At 71.4% G+C, this 16864-nt stretch carries 17 protein-coding genes and 1 riboswitch; of the genes, 9 read left to right on the top strand and 8 right to left on the bottom strand.

Features of this window, described 5'->3' with window-relative positions; translation table 11 throughout:
* The first annotated feature begins 34 nt into the window (after window positions 1-34).
* The gene (locus FHS38_RS08200) at window positions 35-1216 is read left to right on the top strand and encodes a hypothetical protein (protein WP_184732388.1); all 1182 of its coding nucleotides are present in this window, start codon (window positions 35-37) and stop codon (window positions 1214-1216) included.
* Here FHS38_RS08200 and glgX read toward each other — a convergent pair.
* The gene (gene glgX, locus FHS38_RS08195; protein WP_184732386.1) at window positions 1186-3567 is read right to left on the bottom strand and encodes a glycogen debranching protein GlgX; all 2382 of its coding nucleotides are present in this window, start codon (window positions 3565-3567) and stop codon (window positions 1186-1188) included. The genes FHS38_RS08200 and glgX overlap by 31 nt on opposite strands.
* Before the next feature lie 409 nt (window positions 3568-3976).
* On the opposite strand from glgX, the gene FHS38_RS08190 reads away from it, so the two are divergent.
* The 5 genes from FHS38_RS08190 to FHS38_RS08170 all read left to right on the top strand — a co-directional run bounded on the left by FHS38_RS08190 (window position 3977) and on the right by FHS38_RS08170 (window position 8190).
* Window positions 3977-5200 (top strand): L,D-transpeptidase, encoded by a 1224-nt coding sequence (locus FHS38_RS08190; protein ID WP_229822719.1) that lies wholly within the window; start codon window positions 3977-3979, stop codon window positions 5198-5200.
* A 115-nt stretch (window positions 5201-5315) separates the two neighbouring features.
* Window positions 5316-6083 (top strand): enoyl-CoA hydratase/isomerase family protein, encoded by a 768-nt coding sequence (locus FHS38_RS08185; RefSeq protein WP_184732384.1) that lies wholly within the window; start codon window positions 5316-5318, stop codon window positions 6081-6083.
* Window positions 6084-6261: 178 nt separating this feature from the next.
* Window positions 6262-6870, top strand: a complete 609-nt coding sequence (locus FHS38_RS08180) for an ATP-binding protein (protein ID WP_373301845.1) — start codon at window positions 6262-6264, stop codon at window positions 6868-6870.
* A 510-nt stretch (window positions 6871-7380) separates the two neighbouring features.
* Window positions 7381-7905: an N-acetylmuramoyl-L-alanine amidase gene (locus FHS38_RS08175; RefSeq protein WP_229822718.1), complete on the top strand. Its 525-nt coding sequence runs from the start codon at window positions 7381-7383 to the stop codon at window positions 7903-7905.
* Window positions 7906-7977: 72 nt separating this feature from the next.
* Complete coding sequence (locus tag FHS38_RS08170; protein ID WP_184732378.1) at window positions 7978-8190, top strand: EF-hand domain-containing protein; 213 nt, start codon at window positions 7978-7980, stop codon at window positions 8188-8190.
* 37 nt (window positions 8191-8227) lie between these two features.
* Here the strand turns inward: FHS38_RS08170 and FHS38_RS08165 are convergent, their stop codons facing one another.
* Complete coding sequence (locus tag FHS38_RS08165) at window positions 8228-8536, bottom strand: hypothetical protein (RefSeq protein ID WP_184732376.1); 309 nt, start codon at window positions 8534-8536, stop codon at window positions 8228-8230.
* 62 nt (window positions 8537-8598) lie between these two features.
* Between FHS38_RS08165 and cutA the strand changes: the two genes are divergently transcribed.
* Complete coding sequence (cutA, locus tag FHS38_RS08160) at window positions 8599-8925, top strand: divalent-cation tolerance protein CutA (protein ID WP_184732374.1); 327 nt, start codon at window positions 8599-8601, stop codon at window positions 8923-8925.
* Here cutA and FHS38_RS08155 read toward each other — a convergent pair.
* The 5 genes from FHS38_RS08155 to gcvT all read right to left on the bottom strand — a co-directional run bounded on the left by FHS38_RS08155 (window position 8894) and on the right by gcvT (window position 13940).
* On the bottom strand, window positions 8894-9316 hold the full coding sequence (locus FHS38_RS08155) for a VOC family protein (protein ID WP_184732372.1): 423 nt from the start codon (window positions 9314-9316) through the stop codon (window positions 8894-8896). The two genes, cutA and FHS38_RS08155, sit on opposite strands and share 32 nt — an antisense overlap.
* A 90-nt stretch (window positions 9317-9406) precedes the next feature.
* On the bottom strand, window positions 9407-10789 hold the full coding sequence (locus tag FHS38_RS08150) for an L-serine ammonia-lyase (protein WP_184732370.1): 1383 nt from the start codon (window positions 10787-10789) through the stop codon (window positions 9407-9409).
* Between the two features lie 250 nt (window positions 10790-11039).
* Entirely contained in the window at window positions 11040-12302 is a 1263-nt protein-coding gene (glyA, locus tag FHS38_RS08145; protein ID WP_184732368.1) for a serine hydroxymethyltransferase, read from the bottom strand.
* 47 nt (window positions 12303-12349) lie between these two features.
* Window positions 12350-12724, bottom strand: coding sequence for a glycine cleavage system protein GcvH (gene gcvH / locus FHS38_RS08140; protein ID WP_184732366.1), 375 nt, complete (start codon window positions 12722-12724; stop codon window positions 12350-12352).
* Between the two features lie 100 nt (window positions 12725-12824).
* The gene (gene gcvT / locus FHS38_RS08135; protein WP_184732364.1) at window positions 12825-13940 is read right to left on the bottom strand and encodes a glycine cleavage system aminomethyltransferase GcvT; all 1116 of its coding nucleotides are present in this window, start codon (window positions 13938-13940) and stop codon (window positions 12825-12827) included.
* 176 nt (window positions 13941-14116) lie between these two features.
* Window positions 14117-14213, bottom strand: a riboswitch (glycine riboswitch).
* 248 nt (window positions 14214-14461) lie between these two features.
* Between gcvT and FHS38_RS08130 the strand changes: the two genes are divergently transcribed.
* Complete coding sequence (locus FHS38_RS08130) at window positions 14462-15046, top strand: AAA family ATPase (protein WP_308433570.1); 585 nt, start codon at window positions 14462-14464, stop codon at window positions 15044-15046.
* Window positions 15047-15070: 24 nt separating this feature from the next.
* Here the strand turns inward: FHS38_RS08130 and FHS38_RS08125 are convergent, their stop codons facing one another.
* The gene (locus FHS38_RS08125) at window positions 15071-15604 is read right to left on the bottom strand and encodes a hypothetical protein (RefSeq protein WP_184732360.1); all 534 of its coding nucleotides are present in this window, start codon (window positions 15602-15604) and stop codon (window positions 15071-15073) included.
* Between the two features lie 368 nt (window positions 15605-15972).
* Between FHS38_RS08125 and FHS38_RS08120 the strand changes: the two genes are divergently transcribed.
* Complete coding sequence (locus FHS38_RS08120; protein ID WP_229822716.1) at window positions 15973-16836, top strand: enhanced serine sensitivity protein SseB; 864 nt, start codon at window positions 15973-15975, stop codon at window positions 16834-16836.
* Window positions 16837-16864: the final 28 nt, after the last annotated feature.

Raw genomic sequence — 16864 nt, 5'->3', positions numbered from 1 at the left:
AGGCCGAAGAGCGGCAGCGATACTGGCCTTACTGATGGGGGCCGTCTCCTGCGGGACGCCGGGCAGCGACGCGCCCCCCAAGCCGGCTCACCCGGTGTTCGACGCCGAGCAGTCGATGCAACTGCTCAAGGCCCGGGAGGTGACCCGGCAGTCGGGCCTTGCCCGCTTCACCTCGACCCTCGTCGTCGGCTCCGCCGGAGGCGACGCGGTCGAAACCACCCGGGGCGAACAGGACTTCGGCAGGGGTACCGCTTACGCGGAGCGGACGCTGAGCGTTCCGGAGGACTTCCCCGACGGGGTCGCCCGGCAGTTGGAGGAGCCGGGCAAGGAGACCTTCGCCGTGGTGGCGCGCGAGGTGTTGGTCCGCGACGGAGCCGCCTGGCTCCGCTTCCGGCCCACGGGAGTGGGACCGCTCTCCGACGCGACCCGCTCGCTACGGCGATTGGCGGGCGAGACGGCGCCCTACGGCGGCACCCTGGCCGAGGTGATCGCCTCGGCCCGCCCGCAGGGCAGGCCTTCGGCCCGCGAGGACGGCGGCCGTGACTACAGGGCATCGGTGCCGGGCGGGGTCGCGACGGCCGTCCTCGGGAAGCTGGGGCGAATGACCGGCGACTGGAACAGCGAAGCCGGCAAGGGCCGCAACGGAATGTTCCCCATGGAGGTACGCCTCGACGCCCGAGGGAGGGTGACCCGGGCCACCATGGATCTGACCCCGCTGCTCCGCTACATGCGGGACCTGGACGGAGTGCGGACCATCCGGGCCACGTACGAGCTGTCGGGCTACGGCGCCAGGGCCACCAGGACGTTGCCCGATCCGTCCACGGTCGAGGACGCCACGAAGACCCTGACCCTGATCGGCGAAGTGGCCCCGGGTGACTGCGCGCTGTTCGCTCCCGGACTCGCCTCGGCCGCGATGGTCCGCACGGTGTCCTGCGCCCGGAAGCACGACCTGCGCGTGTTCGGCCAGGCACTCGTGGGCATCCAGGGCTCGCGAGCCGTGGACGAGGGCGCGGCGAGGGAGGACGCCGTGGTGTCGTGCCGGGAGCAGTTCCGAGAGGCCCCCGAGGAATGGCTGCGGGAGGCCGTCCCGGCAGGCCGCTACCGTGTCACGGGCGGGTCCCGCTTCACCGGACACATCGGCGCCAGCGGAAAGAGCCACAGCCGGCTCAGGGGGCAATTCACCTGCTACGTCCGCACCTCCGAGCCCGCTTCCTGACCGCCGCGCGGGGGCACCGCCCGCAGCAGCAGGACCGCCCGGGGCGGCACCGTGATCCGGGCGCCCGCCCTGCGTCGGGTGCCCGGTGCCGTGCGCTGGTCCTCCCGTGAGGTGTCCACCAGCAGCTCGTACGCGTCCGCCCAAGGTGGACCCGGAAGGGTGAAACGCTGCGGGCGGTGGCCGCCGTGCAGGACGGCCAGGAAGCTGTCGTCCGTGACCGGGCTCCCCTTCGGGTCGCGCTGCGGTATGTCCCGGCCGGAGAGGTACATGCCGAGGGTGCGGGTCGGCGCGTACCAGTCGGCCTCGGTCATCTCCGTGCCGCGCGGGCTGAACCAGGCCAGGTCGCGCAGGCCGTCCGCGCTCTGCGGGCGGCCGGAGAAGAAGGCGCGGCTGCGCAGCACCGGGTGGGTGCGGCGCAGCGCGAGCAGCCGGGAGCAGAGGTCCGTCAGGGCCCGCCAGGCCGGGTCCGCGGTGTCGTCCAGCAGGGACCAGTCGATCCAACTGGTGGCGTTGTCCTGGCAGTAGGCGTTGTTGTTGCCCTGCTGCGTACGGCCCATCTCGTCGCCCGCCACCAGCATCGGCACCCCGGTGGACAGCAGCAGTGTGGTCAGGAGGTTGCGCAACTGCCGCCCGCGCAGGGACCGGACGGCCGGATCGTCGCTCTCGCCCTCGGCGCCGCAGTTCCAGGACCGGTTGTCGCCCGTGCCGTCCCGGTTGCCCTCGCCGTTGGCCTCGTTGTGCTTCTGTTCGTAGCTGACCAGGTCCCGCAGGGTGAAGCCGTCGTGCGCGGTGATGAAGTTGACGGACGCGTACGGGCGGCGGCCGCCCCACGCGTAGAGGTCGCTGGAGCCCGAGAGCCGGTAGCCGAGGTCCCGGACGTCGGGCAGCGCGCCCCGCCAGAAGTCGCGCACCGCGTCGCGGTAGCGGTCGTTCCACTCCGCCCACAGCGGGGGGAAGGCGCCGACCTGGTAGCCGCCGGAGCCCACGTCCCAGGGCTCGGCGATCAGTTTGACGCGGCGCAGCACGGGGTCCTGGGCGATGACCGCGAGGAACGGGGAGAGCATGTCCACGTCGTGCATGGACCGGGCCAGGGCCGCCGCCAGATCGAAGCGGAAGCCGTCGACGCCCATCTCCGTGACCCAGTAGCGCAGCGAGTCGGTGATCAGCCGCAGGACGTTCGGCTGCACCACGTGGAGGGTGTTCCCGCACCCCGTGTAGTCGGCGTAGCGGCGGGCGTCGCCCTGCAGCCGGTAGTAGCCGCGGTTGTCGATGCCCCGCAGGGACAGGGTCGGCCCCAGCTCGCCGCCCTCGGCCGTGTGGTTGTAGACGACGTCGAGGATGACTTCGATGCCGGCCGCGTGCAGCGCCCGCACCATCCGCTTGAACTCGCCGACCTGCCGCCCCCGCGACCCGGAGGCGGCATAGGCGGCGTGGGGCGCGAAGTAGCCGATGGAGTTGTAGCCCCAGTAATTGCGCAGGCCACGTCGTAACAGATGGTCCTCGTGCGCGAACTGATGTACCGGCAGCAGCTCCACCGCCGTCACCCCGAGCCGGACCAGGTGCTCCACGGCCGCCGGGTGCGCGAGCCCGGCGTACGTGCCGCGCAGCCGCTCCGGGATGCCGGGGTGGCGCATGGTGAAGCCGCGCACGTGCAGCTCGTAGATGACCGAGTCGGGCCAGGGGGTCTTGGGGCGGTGGTCGTCCGCCCAGTCGTCGTCATCGGCGACGACCACCCCCTTGGGGACGTAGGGGGCCGAGTCGCGTTCGTCGCGCACGGTGTCGGCGATGTGCTGCTGCGGCCAGTCGCGGACGTGCCCGTACACCTCGGGGGGAAGGGCGAAGTCGCCGTCCACCGCGCGCGCGTACGGGTCGAGCAGCAGCTTCGAGGGGTTCCAGCGGGCGCCCGTCCAGGGATCCCAGCGGCCGTGCACGCGATAGCCGTAGCGGCGGCCGGGCAGCACGCCGGGGACGAAGCCGTGCCAGATCTCATGCGTCAACTCGGTCAGATGACAGCGGGTTTCGCGTACGGCACCGCCCGGGGCGGCCGTCCCCTTCTCCCCCTCGCCCTCTTCCTCGTCGTCGAACAGGCACAGCTCCACGGCCTCCGCCCCGGCCGCCCACAGGGCGAAATTCGTCCCGGCCACCCCGTCCGCGCCGACCTTGAAGCGGGCCCCGAGCGGCTCGGGGCTGCCCGGCCAGACGGGGGCGCCCGCCGGGGGCGCCGAAGCCGTCGGCCGATGGCCGTTCGTCCCGGCCGTGCGGGGGACCGGGCCGGCCCCCGTGCCGGGGCGCCCCGGATCGCGTGCGAACCTCTCGCCCTGTTCCGCCTCTTGCTCGGGTGCGCTCGACACGTGTTCGCCTCCGGCGGCTCTCGGGTAGCGCGCCGGGCACCCGGCTTCCCGTGCCGGGCGTCGGCGGTTGCGTCCTTCCTCCAGTTCTGCCCAGATCCACGGGTGCGCTCACACGCGTGATCGGGACCGGCAAGCGAGTGCAGCGGTGGACCCGGCCCCGTCAGGCCCCCTCGACGGCGTGGGGCCGGGCCGTGGTCATCGGGCCCGTATGGCTGAAATATGCTGCCCCGATCGAGCCACTGGTCAATCACCAGGCACATGGCTCGTACCACCACTCCCATTTGGGACCGAACGGTGACATACGCGGGGGGCGGAGCAGTCCGAGGCGTGTGGTTATCTATCGCCATGCGCGCGTGCCGCGCTCAGATGGGCGCCGCGTGGGCGGGCCGTGTGAGGGGAGACAATCGTTTTGAAGACGCAGCCGATATCGGGTCGGCGGGGGAGCCGCAGCGGGCCGCTCGCCGCGCTGCTGGGGGCCACGTTGCTGCTGGTCACCGCCTGTGGCGGGTCGGATGACGCGAAGAAGGCCGGCGCCAATGTCGGCGGCCCCTCACAGGCCGTCGTCACCATCGCCCCCAAGGACGGTGCGAAGGACGTCCCGACGAGCGGCTCCCTCAAGGTCACCGCCGAGAAGGGCAGCATCACGTCCGTCAAGGTCGCCGACGCCAAGGGCAAGACGGTCGACGGCAAGATAACCGGCGATGGTGCGGCCTGGGAGCCGACCAGTCACCTGGCCGCCTCCACGAAGTACACGGTCGACGCCATCGCCAAGGACAAGGAGGGCCGGACGTCCGCCAAGCACGCGGCGTTCACGACCCTCACCCCGAAGAACACCTTCGTTGGCTACTTCACGCCCGAGGACGGCACCACCGTCGGCGTGGGAATGCCCGTTTCGATCAATTTCAGCCGTGGCATCACCAACACCAAGGCCGTCGAGCGGGCCGTCAAGGTGACCGCCGAGCCGTCCGTACCCGTCAAGGGCCACTGGTTCGGCAACGACCGCCTCGACATCCGCCCCGAGAAGTACTGGGCGGCCGGCACCAAGGTGACCGTCCAGCTCAACCTCGACGGCGTCGAGGGCCGCGAGGGCGTGTACGGCTCGCAGACCAAGACCCTGAAGTTCACGGTCGGCCGCAGCCAGGTCAGCACGGTCGACGCCAAGTCCCACCGGATGACGGTCGAGCGGGACGGCAAGGTCATCAAGACCGTGCCGATCTCGGCGGGCTCCCCTGCCAGCCCCACGTACAACGGCCAGATGGTCATCAGCGAGAAGCACGAGGTGACGCGCATGAACGGCGCCACCGTCGGCTTCACCAAGGCCGACGGCAAGGGCGAGTACGACATCCCGGACGTGCCGCACGCGATGCGCCTGTCCACCTCCGGCACCTTCCTGCACGGCAACTACTGGTCCGGCTCCTCCACCTTCGGCTCGGAGAACGCCAGTCACGGTTGCGTGGGTCTGGAGGACCAGCGCGGCGGCGGCGACCCGTCCACGCCGGCCGCCTGGTTCTACGACAACTCCCTCATCGGTGACGTCGTCGTCGTGAAGAACTCCGACGACAAGACGATCCAGCCCGAGAACGGCCTCAACGGCTGGAACTTGTCCTGGGCGGACTGGGGCAAGAGCAGCTGACGCCTCGAGTCGTCCCTGTGGGGCCCGGTGCACTGTGAGCCAGTGCACCGGGCCCCACGCGTTGCTGCGTCTTCTCGGAGGACACCCCCGAACCCCCCGGTACTAACCTGCTGCCATGACTGTGCATCTAGAGGTAGCCGAGGGCGTCGGCGTCATCCGGCTCGACCGCCCGCCGATGAACGCACTGGACATCGCCTCCCAGGACCGGATCCGTGAGCTGGCCGAGGAGGCGACCCGCCGCGACGACGTACGGGCCGTCGTGCTGTGGGGCGGGGAGAAGGTGTTCGCGGCCGGGGCGGACATCAAGGAGATGCAGAACATGGACCACGCCGCCATGGTGGCGCGGTCCCGCGGACTCCAGGACTCCTTCACGGCCGTGGCCCGCATCCCCAAGCCCGTCGTCGCCGCCGTCACCGGCTACGCCCTGGGCGGCGGCTGTGAGCTGGCCCTGTGCGCCGACTTCCGGATCGCCGCCGAGAACGCCAAGCTCGGCCAGCCCGAGATCCTGCTCGGGCTCATCCCCGGCGCGGGCGGCACCCAGCGGCTGGCCCGGCTCATCGGCCCGTCCAAGGCCAAGGACCTCATCTTCACCGGCCGTCAGGTCAAGGCCGAGGAGGCGCTCTCCCTGGGCCTCGTCGACCGGGTCGTGCCGGCCGAGGAGGTCTACGAGCAGGCGCACGCGTGGGCGGCGAGGCTCGCGGCCGGCCCCGCCATCGCGCTGCGCGCGGCCAAGGAGGCGGTGGACGCGGGACTGGAGACCGACATCGACACCGGGCTCGCGATCGAGCGCAATTGGTTCGCGGGGCTGTTCGCGACCGAGGACCGGGAGATCGGTATGCGTAGCTTCGTCCAGGACGGGCCGGGCAAGGCCAAGTTCGGCTGACCCGCGCCGGGTTGCCGGCCGCCGACACCCTGTCGGGGGCGCACGCCGGAGGGTTGCCCCTTGTGGGGGAATTCTCTCCGGCGTGCGTACCCCTTGGATTGACCCGCTGCCGGGCCTCCGGCGACCCGTCGTACACCGGGCGTCGCCGCAGGTCGGTGAACGTTTCCCAGGGCCCTTGCTGCCCATGGCATATGTCGGGAGGGGCGCATGGAATCGCAGGTTCCGGTGCGGTGAATCCCTACGTTCCCCTCCGTGGCGGCTTTACGGCGGCCATGATGGGGGCATGGCGGGCCTGGAGGGATCGGAGCAGCCGCGGCGGCGGGTCGGTACGGCCGCTGTGCGGTGGAGCCCGACCGTTGAGGATGAACTGGCGCTGAAGGCGCTCGAGCTGTTCGGCAACCCCACACTCGGCGAGGTCCGGCTGCCCTCGCGCCCGGAGTCGGCGGCCGCAGCCCGGCGGCTGACCCAGACCGTCGTCCTGCGCCAGTGGGGCCTCTCGGCCCAACTCACCGAGCACGCGGTCCTGCTGGTCTCCGAACTCGTCGGCAACGCCGTCCGGCACACCGGTGCCCGCTGTTTCGGCCTGCGGATGCTGCGCCGCCGCGGCTGGCTCCGGATAGAGGTGCGCGACCCCTCGCGCGGGCTGCCGTGTCTGCTGCCCGTGCGCGAGCTCGACACGAGCGGGCGAGGGCTGTTCCTGGTCGACAAGCTGTCCGACCGTTGGGGCGTGGACCTGCTGGCGCGCGGCAAGACGACGTGGTTCGAGATGCGGGTCGCGGACCGCTGAGCCGGTGGCGGGCGGGCGGTCGGCGCCGGTGCGCATCACCACAAAACGAAGAGGCCCCCATCCGTCGGTGTTCGACGGGCCGGGGGCCTCTTCGTGGGCCGCGGAATGAATTGGGGTGTATCCCGCGGCGTAATGACGACCTGGCCCGGGTCAATGGGGGTCGTTGCCCCGACTATGTCACGCGGAGTGGTCGGGAGCCAAAGGTGCAATCGCCCCCAAACGGAAATCCCCGGCAATACCGTTCGGTAATCAAAGGTGAGCTATGCCACCCGCCTTGCATTTCATGAATGTTTCGCCATCACCGCTTATCTTTATGCGCCTTTACTGTGCGTAACAGGGGGTGTGATGGGTGGCGTAGCAGGGGTGGGTGCGTCCTATTGGCGATCTTCTGTGTCCCGCGGCGTTCCGCCCCGGGACGGAACGCCGCGCCGCGGTCCTTGCGGTCCGCGTGCCCGGCGGGTGTCATGGCACCAGCGGCGCTTCCCGCGCCACGGACCGATGGAGCCCCCCATGGCACAACCCGCCTTACCGGATCCCGCCACCCCCGCGGCGGGCTACCCGACCACCCACTGGATCCCGGCCAGCGGCGCCAACTACACGGTCTCCGGCCGCCCCGACGCGTACCCCGTCCGGTTCGTCGTGGTCCACGTGACCCAGGAGACGTTCCCCGACGCGATGAAGATCTTCCAGAACCCGCGGTCGAAGGTCTCGGCGCACTACATGGTCGCCTCCGCCGACGGCTACATCGGCCAGTTCGTCCGCGAGAAGGACATCGCCTGGCACGCCGGGAACTGGGACTACAACACCCGCAGCATCGGCATCGAGCACGAGGGCTGGACCGACCGCCCCGAGTACTTCACCGACGCGCTCTACCGCTCCTCCGCGCGGCTGGCCGCCGCCGTCTGCGCCCGCTACGGCATCCCCCGGACCCGCGCCCACGTCATCGGCCACAACGAGGTCCCCGGCGCCACCCACACCGACCCCGGACCGTACTGGGACTGGACCCGCTACATGGAGCTGGTGGCCGACGGCTGAACCGCCGGACGGGCGCCCGGAGGGGACGGCTAATCTGTGCCGGTCACACCAGCACACAAAGGGGAGGCCCGCATGGCCAGCATCGATGCAGCGCGCAAGGCGTTCGACCGGTTCGACGTGGACGGCGACGGTTTCATCACCGCCGTCGAGTACAAGAGCGTGATGGCCGAGCTCGGCGACTTCAACGTCACCGAGACCGTGGCCCAGGCCATCATCAACAAGAAGGACGGCAACGGCGACGGCGTGCTGTCCTTCGAGGAGTTCTGGAACTCCTACAACGCCTGACCCGGCCCGCGACACCCGTGCGGACCCGGCCACCGGGTCAGCGCCAGCCCCGCCGCTGCGCGCTGGCCCGCCGCCGGCGGTCGTTGCACAGCAGGCACCGCCCCCACCCCGGCGGCAGCGGATCGTCCTTGTCCCCGTACAGCGGATCGACCGCCCCCCGCGGATGCTCGGCGCAGCCCGTCGCACCGAACCCGGCACCCAGGGCGTTGGCCGCGGCCAACGCCCGGCGCAGGGCGTCCACGAGCTGGTCGGCCTCGTGCGCCGCGGGCGCGGCGTCCAGGGAGAAGGCGATGTCCGAAGCGGTGTTGAGCGCGCTCTGGAGTTCGCGCAGATCTGCGTAACTCATGCTCGCGAGCGTACGCGGCGCCACTGACAACGTCCCCGTCGCGCTGCGATACGGTCGGCGCCATGCCGGACGCCCAGCACCTCGTGGTGACGACCACGACCGACAGCGCCGACCACGCGCGCCACCTGGCCACGACCGCGATCGCCCGCCGCCTCGCCGCGTGCGCCCAGATCGACGGCCCGGTCACCAGCGTCTACCGCTGGCGCGGCCAGGTCGAGACGGCCACCGAATGGCGGGTGCTCTACAAGACCACGGCCGCCCGCTACCCGCAGCTGGAAGCCCACCTCCGGGCCGAGCACGGCTACGACACCCCCGAGATCATCGCCACGCCGGTCACGGCGGGCAGCGCCGAGTACCTCAGGTGGCTGACGGAGGAGACGGGGGCGTAGCGGGGGCGTCGGGCCCGATCAGGTCCCAGAGGTTCCCGTACAGGTCCCGGAAGACGGCCACCGTCCCGTAGGGCTCCTTGCGGGGAGCCTCCTGGAACACGACCCCGGCCGCCCGCATCCGCGCGTGGTCGCGCGCGAAGTCGTCGGTGTTCAGGAACAGCCCGACCCGGCCGCCCGTCTGATCGCCCACCCGCGCCTCCTGCGCGGGGCCCACGGCCCTGGCCAGCAGCAGCCCCGTCTCCCGGGCGCCCGGCGGGCGGACGACCACCCAGCGCTTCCGGTCGTCGATACGGGTGTCCTCGACGAGTTCGAAACCGACGGCGTCCACGTAGAAGGCGATGGCCTCGTCGTAGTCCCGCACGACGAGGGTCACCAGTCCGAGATGAGGCATGTGATGATCATGCCCCGGAAACGGCCCTGCCCCCTGCCACGGGGTGGCAAGGGGCAGGGTTTCAGACCGTCGCGGCGTGGAACGGCCGGATCAGCACTCGATGACGTTGACGGCGAGGCCGCCGCGCGCCGTCTCCTTGTACTTGACCTTCATGTCGGCGCCCGTCTCCTTCATGGTCTTGATGACCTTGTCGAGGGAGACGTGGTGGCGGCCGTCGCCGCGCAGGGCCATGCGGGCGGCGGTGACGGCCTTGGCGGCGGCCATGCCGTTGCGCTCGATGCACGGGATCTGGACCAGACCGCCCACGGGGTCGCAGGTGAGGCCCAGGTTGTGCTCCATGCCGATCTCGGCGGCGTTCTCGACCTGCTCCGGGGAGCCGCCGAGCACCTCGGCGAGACCGCCGGAGGCCATCGAGCAGGCGGAGCCGACCTCGCCCTGGCAGCCGACCTCGGCGCCGGAGATCGAGGCGTTCTCCTTGAAGAGCATGCCGATCGCGCCCGCGGCGAGGAGGAAGCGGACGATGCCGTCCTCGTCCGCGCCGGGCACGAAGTCGAGGAAGTAGTGCAGGACGGCGGGGATGATGCCGGCGGCGCCGTTGGTGGGGGCCGTGACGACCCGGCCGCCGGCGGCGTTCTCCTCGTTGACCGCCATGGCGTAGACCGTGATCCACTCCATGGCGCGGGCCTGTGCGTCACCCTCGGCGCGCAGCTGGCGGGCGGTGCTGGCGGCGCGGCGACGGACCTTGAGGCCGCCGGGGAGGATGCCCTCGCGGGACATGCCGCGCGCGACGCACGCCTGCATGACGCGCCAGATCTCCAGCAGCCCCTCGCGGATCTCCGTCTCGGTGCGCCAGGCCTTCTCGTTCTCCATCATCATCGCGGAGATCGACAGGCCCGTCTCACGGGAGAGGCGCAGCAGCTCGTCACCGGTGCGGAAGGGGTACTTCAGCACGGTGTCGTCGAGGACGATCCGGTCCTCGCCGACCGCGTCCTCGTCCACGACGAAGCCGCCGCCGACCGAGTAGTACGTCTTCTCCAGCAGCGGGGCGCCGGCCTCGTCGTACGCGAAGAGGGTCATGCCGTTCGCGTGGTACGGCAGGGAGCGGCGGCGGTGCAGGATCAGCTGGGTCGACTCGTCGAAGTCGATCTCGTGATCCGAACCGATCTCCGCGCCGAGCAGCCGCAGCCGCTTCGTGGTGCGGATGCGCTCGACCTCGTCGTCGGCGGTCTCGACGTCGACCGTGCGGGGGGAGTGGCCCTCCAGGCCCAGCAGGACGGCCTTGGGGGTGCCGTGGCCGTGGCCGGTGGCGCCGAGCGAACCGAACAGCTCGGCCCGCACGGACGTGGTGTGCGCCAGCAGGCCCTCGTTCTTCAGCCGCCGCGTGAACATCAGCGCGGCACGCATCGGGCCGACCGTGTGGGAGCTGGACGGGCCTATGCCGATCGAGAAGAGATCGAAAACGGAGATGGCCACGGTGGCGGCTTCCTGTCTGCTGGTGGGTGGTACTGGGGGGACGTGCGGTGACGCACGGGGCGGGCGCGAACGCGCCGACATACGAGACGGGCACTGTGCACGGTTCTACGGCCGTATGTCCAGTGTGCGGTGTGCGGACGCCACTCCTGGGGGCGAGGAGCGTGCGCTGCGCCACACGGTGCGGGGCACCGCACTCACTTCTCAGTGTGCGCGATGCCCCGTACCGGCGGGTGAATCCGAACTGCTTTCGTTACTTCAGGCCGGCGTACAGCGGGTGCTTGTCCGCCAGGGCCGTGACGCGGCCGCGCAGCGCCTCCGCGTCGTAGACCGGCTTCAGGGCCTCGGCGATGATGTCCGCGACCTCGCGGAAGTCATCGGCCTGGAAACCGCGGGTGGCCAGCGCCGGGGTGCCGATCCGCAGGCCCGAGGTGACCATCGGGGGGCGCGGGTCGTTCGGGATGGCGTTGCGGTTGACCGTGATGCCGACCTCGTGGAGACGGTCCTCGGCCTGCTGGCCGTCCAGCTCGGAGTTGCGCAGGTCGACCAGGACCAGGTGCACGTCCGTGCCGCCGGAGAGGACGGAGACGCCCACCTCGGCCACGTCGGACTGCATCAGGCGCTCGGCCAGGATCTTCGCGCCGTCCAGGGTGCGCTGCTGGCGCTCCTTGAACTCCTCGCTCGCCGCGACCTTGAAGGACACCGCCTTCGCCGCGATCACGTGCTCCAGCGGGCCACCCTGCTGACCGGGGAAGACCGCGGAGTTGATCTTCTTGGCCAGCTCGGCCGTGGAGAGGATCACGCCACCGCGCGGACCGCCGAGGGTCTTGTGCGTGGTGGTGGTCACGACGTGCGCGTGCGGCACCGGGGAGGGGTGCAGCCCGGCGGCGACGAGGCCCGCGAAGTGGGCCATGTCGACCATCAGGTACGCGCCGACCTCGTCCGCGATCCGGCGGAAGGCGGCGAAGTCCAGCTGGCGCGGGTACGCGGACCAGCCGGCGACGATCAGCTTCGGGCGGTGCTCCTTGGCGAGGCGCTCGACCTCCTCCATGTCGACCAGGTTGGTCTGCTCGTCGACGTGGTAGGCGACCACGTTGTAGAGCTTGCCGGAGAAGTTGATCTTCATGCCGTGGGTCAGGTGCCCGCCGTGGGCGAGGTTCAGACCCAGGATGGTGTCGCCGGGCTTGATCAGGGCGAACATCGCCGCGGCGTTGGCCTGCGCGCCGGAGTGCGGCTGCACGTTGGCGGCCTCGGCGCCGAAGAGCGCCTTGATCCGGTCGATCGCGATCTGCTCGACGACGTCCACGTGCTCGCAGCCGCCGTAGTAGCGGCGGCCCGGGTAGCCCTCGGCGTACTTGTTGGTGAGGACCGAGCCCTGTGCCTCCATGACCGCGACCGGAGCGAAGTTCTCCGAGGCGATCATCTCGAGGGTGGACTGCTGGCGGTGGAGTTCGGCGTCGACAGCGGCGGCGACGTCGGGGTCGAGCTCATGGAGGGAGCTGTTCAGAAGCGACATGAGTTCTTCCTGGACTTCCTGGGGTGGGGCGGAGGCGGGGTACGGGCTCAGCCGGCGAAGGCGGTGTACTCGTCGGCGGACATCAGGTCCTCCGGCTCGTCCGTGATCTTCACCTTGAACAGCCAGCCGCCCTCGAAGGGGGCGGAGTTCACCAGCGCGGGGTCGTCCACGACGTCCTGGTTGGCCGCGACGACCTCGCCGGTCACCGGGGAGTACAGGTCGCTGACCGACTTGGTCGACTCCAGCTCGCCACAGGACTCACCCGCGGTGACGGTGTCGCCGACCGCGGGGAGCTGGGCGAAGACGACATCGCCGAGCGCGTTGGCCGCGAACTCGGTGATTCCGACCGTCGCCACACCGTCCTCGACGGCCGACAGCCACTCGTGCTCCTTGCTGTAACGCAGCTGCTGGGGGTTGCTCATGGCTTGATTCTCCTGGATGCGCGTGGGTGCTCGTGCGTGGGGTTGCCCCTGGCGGAGCCAAGGGGAGGGTCTGGGTGGGATGAGGCTTGATCGAGAAGGGTCAGCGCCGGCGCTTGTAGAACGGCAGGGCGACGACCTCGTACGGCTCGTGGGTGCCGCGGATGTCCACAGCTACACCCTGCGTGCCCGGCTCGGCGTGCGCCGCGTCGACGTACGCGATGGCGATCGGCTTCGCGAGCGTGGGGGAGGGGGCGCCCGAGGTGACCTCGCCGACGACCTGGCCGTCGGCGACGACCTGGAATCCGGCGCGCGGCACCCGGCGGCCCTCGGCGATCAGGCCGACCAGCTTGCGGGGCGCCTTGGCGGCGGTGCGCTCGGCGGCGGCGGTGAGGGCCTCGCGGCCGACGAAGTCGCCCTCCTTGTCGAACTTCACGACCCGGCCCAGGCCCGCGTCGAAGGGCGTGGTGGCGGTGGTCAGCTCGTGCCCGTACAGCGGCATGCCGGCCTCCAGGCGCAGCGTGTCGCGGCAGGAGAGGCCGCACGGCACGAGACCGGCGTCCGCGCCCGCGTCGGTGAGCGCCTGCCACAGCTTCTCGGCGTCGGCGGGGGCGACGAACAGCTCGAAGCCGTCCTCGCCGGTGTAACCCGTACGGGCGATCAGCGCGGGCACGCCCGCCACCGTGCCCGGCAGGCCCGCGTAGTACTTGAGGCCGTCGAGGTCGGCGTCGGTGAGGGACTTCAGGATGCCGGGGGACTCGGGGCCCTGGATCGCGAGCAGTGCGTAGTTCTCGCGGTCGTCGCGGACGGCCGTCTCGAAGCCCGCGGCGCGCTCGGTCAGCGCGTCCAGCACGACCTGCGCGTTCGAGGCGTTGGCGACGACCATGAACTCCTCGTCGGCCAGGCGGTAGACGATCAGGTCGTCCAGGATGCCGCCCGCGGCGTCACAGATCATGGTGTAGCGGGCCCGGCCGACGGCCAGCGCGGACAGATTGCCGACGAGCGCGAAGTCCAGCGCCCGGCCGGCCTGCGGGCCGGTGAGGGTGATCTCGCCCATGTGCGACAGGTCGAAGAGACCGGCACGGGTCCGTACGGCGACGTGCTCGTCGCGCTCGCTCCCGTAACGCAGGGGCATGTCCCACCCCGCGAAGTCGGTCATCGTCGCGCCGAGCGCGCGGTGGAGCGCGTCGAGGGCGGTGCGGCGGGGGGCTTCGGTCATGGTTCAGGCTCCCAGGCGTGGTCGCGAGACTCGCGGAAGGCTCGCGAAAGAGGGGTCACGGCCTCCCCATCTGTCATCGGAACCTGAGAGGTTCACCGAGAGCCTCGAAACGAGCGAGTCCCCGGCTTGCACCTTGGGTGGAGGACGCCCGGGGGCGCCTCGCTTTTCAGATCTGCCTCACCCGCGCGGTACGGGGCCTGAGAGATTCAAGGGAGGAACTTGCTCCTTCGGCGCCCAGCACACATAGTGCTGGGACTCTCCCGCGCGGATTCGAGCGGCCGGTATGCAGTTGGCGCGCACATCATTGCACGTACAGGCGTGCGACGGACGGCCCGAGACCCCCCGAATTGGATTACCTTTTCTTTACGTTCGGTGGGTAGGGGGCAAATGGGCCGGACGGGGAAGGCCAGAGGAGGGGGATCACGGTGCGGGCGCGGGGTACGGACGCGAGACGGGTGGAAGCCGTGCAGCCTGGGCCACAGGAGGCGCAGGGGGCGCGGCGAAACGTGGGACCGACGGGTGTGCGCGATCTCCGCGGGGGCGCGGCCCCCGCGGCACTGCGATATCCGGCCGGGGACCTGCTCGTCGTCTCCGGACTGCCCGGAAGCGGCAAGTCGACATTGATCCGACGGTCCGTGGCCGCCCTCGACAGCCGCGACGCGGTGGTCTGGTGCGTCGACTCGCAGGACGCCCGCGACCGGCTGGAGCGCCGCACCCCGTCCTGGCTGCCCTACGGGGTCTACCGCCCGCTCGTGCGGATCACCCATTACGCCGGGCTGCGCCGGGCCCTGCGCTCGGACGCGAGCGCGGTCGTGCACGACTGCGGGCAGCGCGGCTGGGTCCGCCGCTGGCTCGTCCGGGAGGCGCGGCGGCGCGGCAGCTCGGTCCATCTGCTGGTGCTGGCCGTGGACCCGGCCGCCGCGCTCGCCGGTCAGGCGGCGCGCGGCCGCACCGTCTCCGCGTACGCCTTCGGGCGGCACCGCCGGGCGATGGCGCGGCTGGTCGCGGACACCGCCGCCGGGCGGCTGCCGGACGGCTGCGTGTCCGCGGCGCTGCTCGACCGCGCCGCGGCCCGGACGCTCGAGGGCATCGTCTTCGACGGCTGAGCCGCCGGGCCGCGTCGCCCCCGCCTAGAGCCCGGGGAGCGGCAGTGGCAGGGCGCCCGTCGCGAGCTTCGGCACCGACAGCAGAAGGGCCTGGAGGTCCGCGACGACCGTGGCGAGGCCCGCCGTCACCTTCGCCAGGTCCTTGGCCACCACGGCCGCGAGAAGGTCGGTGAGGTCCTTGGTCAGCTTCGCCAGGGCGTCCTGGACGTCCTTGACGGCGTCGGCCCGCACGCCACCGGACGCGGTCGCTCTGGCCTTGACGGACTTCAGGAGCTTCTCGGCCGCCGCCTGGTAACGGAGCCGCAGATCGGCGAGCACGGCCGGGTTCGGGGTCTTGGACTGGGCCTCAACGGCGATCTTGGACGCCGCGGAGAGCAGCTCACCCAGATTGGCCACCGTCTCCAGTTGCTGCGTCGTGGCGGCCGCCTTCGGGTCCGGGGCCGCGGCCGTGGGGACCGGTTCCGGCGCGGCGGCGAGGGCGGGACCGGTGACACCCACGACGAGGGAGCCGCAGGCGGCGACGGCTATGGCGGCGGAGGTGAGCTTGTTGATGCGCATGCTGGGTGTTTCCCTTCGGATCGCTGAGGCTGATGGGAGCTGATGGGGAACTGCCCGCTCACCGTGTGCCGGTCCGACAGCACTGCGCAACTCATCGCCTACGGTGGGTGGTGGCCCGTATGAGGCGCCCACAACCGTTTGACCTGCGTCTTCGCGGGGTCGGCCGGGATCCTGTCGTCGAAGGCCCGCGCGCCGCCGAAAGAGTGCGCGCGTCCGGACCGCCGAGGCTCGTGCCCTATATCGGTACGGACGTCGCCACCCGTGCCGAACGCCCGGATCGGCACCGAATTCGGCGGCCGACGAGAGCGCCGGGGCCCGGAGCCGCTAGGGTTCGGATGCGGCTTTGTCGATACGGTGGTTGGACGGCGTTGGGCGAGTTGGACGAGATGAGCATCCCCGAGCAGTACGGCTGGACCCCCGCTCAGGGCAGTGTCCTCCAGAACGGCCCCCAGGGCGGTGTCCCCAGCGGCCCCGGAGCTCCGGGCGCCCCCGGCCTCCCCCAGGGGTGGCCCGCCAACGAACTCGAGACGGTGCTCGCCGGCTCCCTGGGCGACCCCGGCGCCGGTCCGGCGATCGTCGAGGCGCTCGGCCGCAGCCACCTGTGGATACCGCTGCCGAACGGCGGCGGCCCCGACAGCCCCGACCTCGATCTCCCCACGCTCGAACTCGACGGCGCGGCGTTCGTCCCCGTGTTCAGCTCTGAGGCCCAGTTCCGTTGCGTCGCCGGCGACCGGATGTCCTTCACCGTGGCACCCGCCGTGGAGTTCGCCCGCGGCCTGCCGCCGCAGGTGGGCATCGTGGTCAACCCCGAGGGCGCGGTCGGCGTCCCGCTGCCGCCGGCCGCCGTGGCCGCGCTGTGCCGGGCCGGGCGCAGCGCGCTGGACGGTGACGCCACCGGCGGGCGCGTCAGGCTCTTCGAGCCCGACTGGCAGGACGAGCCCACCGCCTTCCTCGCCGCCGCCGGGCTGGAATTCGCGGCCGCCGCCGTGGTGAAGACCGCGCGCCGCAGCCTGGCGAGCGTCGAGGGCGGCGCCCCGGCGCTGTTCGTCGGCGTCGAGCTGGACCTGCCCGACCCCGGGAGCCGCACCGCCGCCCTGGACGCCCTCGGCCGGGCCCTCGGCACCGTGCCGGTGCCCTGGCCCGTACAGCTGGTCTTCCTCGACGTCGCGCAGGACCCCGTCGGAGACTGGCTGCGGGAGAGGGTCCGCCCGTTCTACGACCGTGACCTGTGACTCCTCCCGTGCCCGCCGCCGCGGGCTC

This window comes from Streptomyces netropsis, assembly GCF_014203545.1.
In the GTDB taxonomy this organism is placed as follows: domain Bacteria; phylum Actinomycetota; class Actinomycetes; order Streptomycetales; family Streptomycetaceae; genus Streptomyces; species Streptomyces netropsis.
Note: the sequence above shows the minus strand (reverse complement) of the source record. Positions and strands in the feature narration are given on the sequence as shown.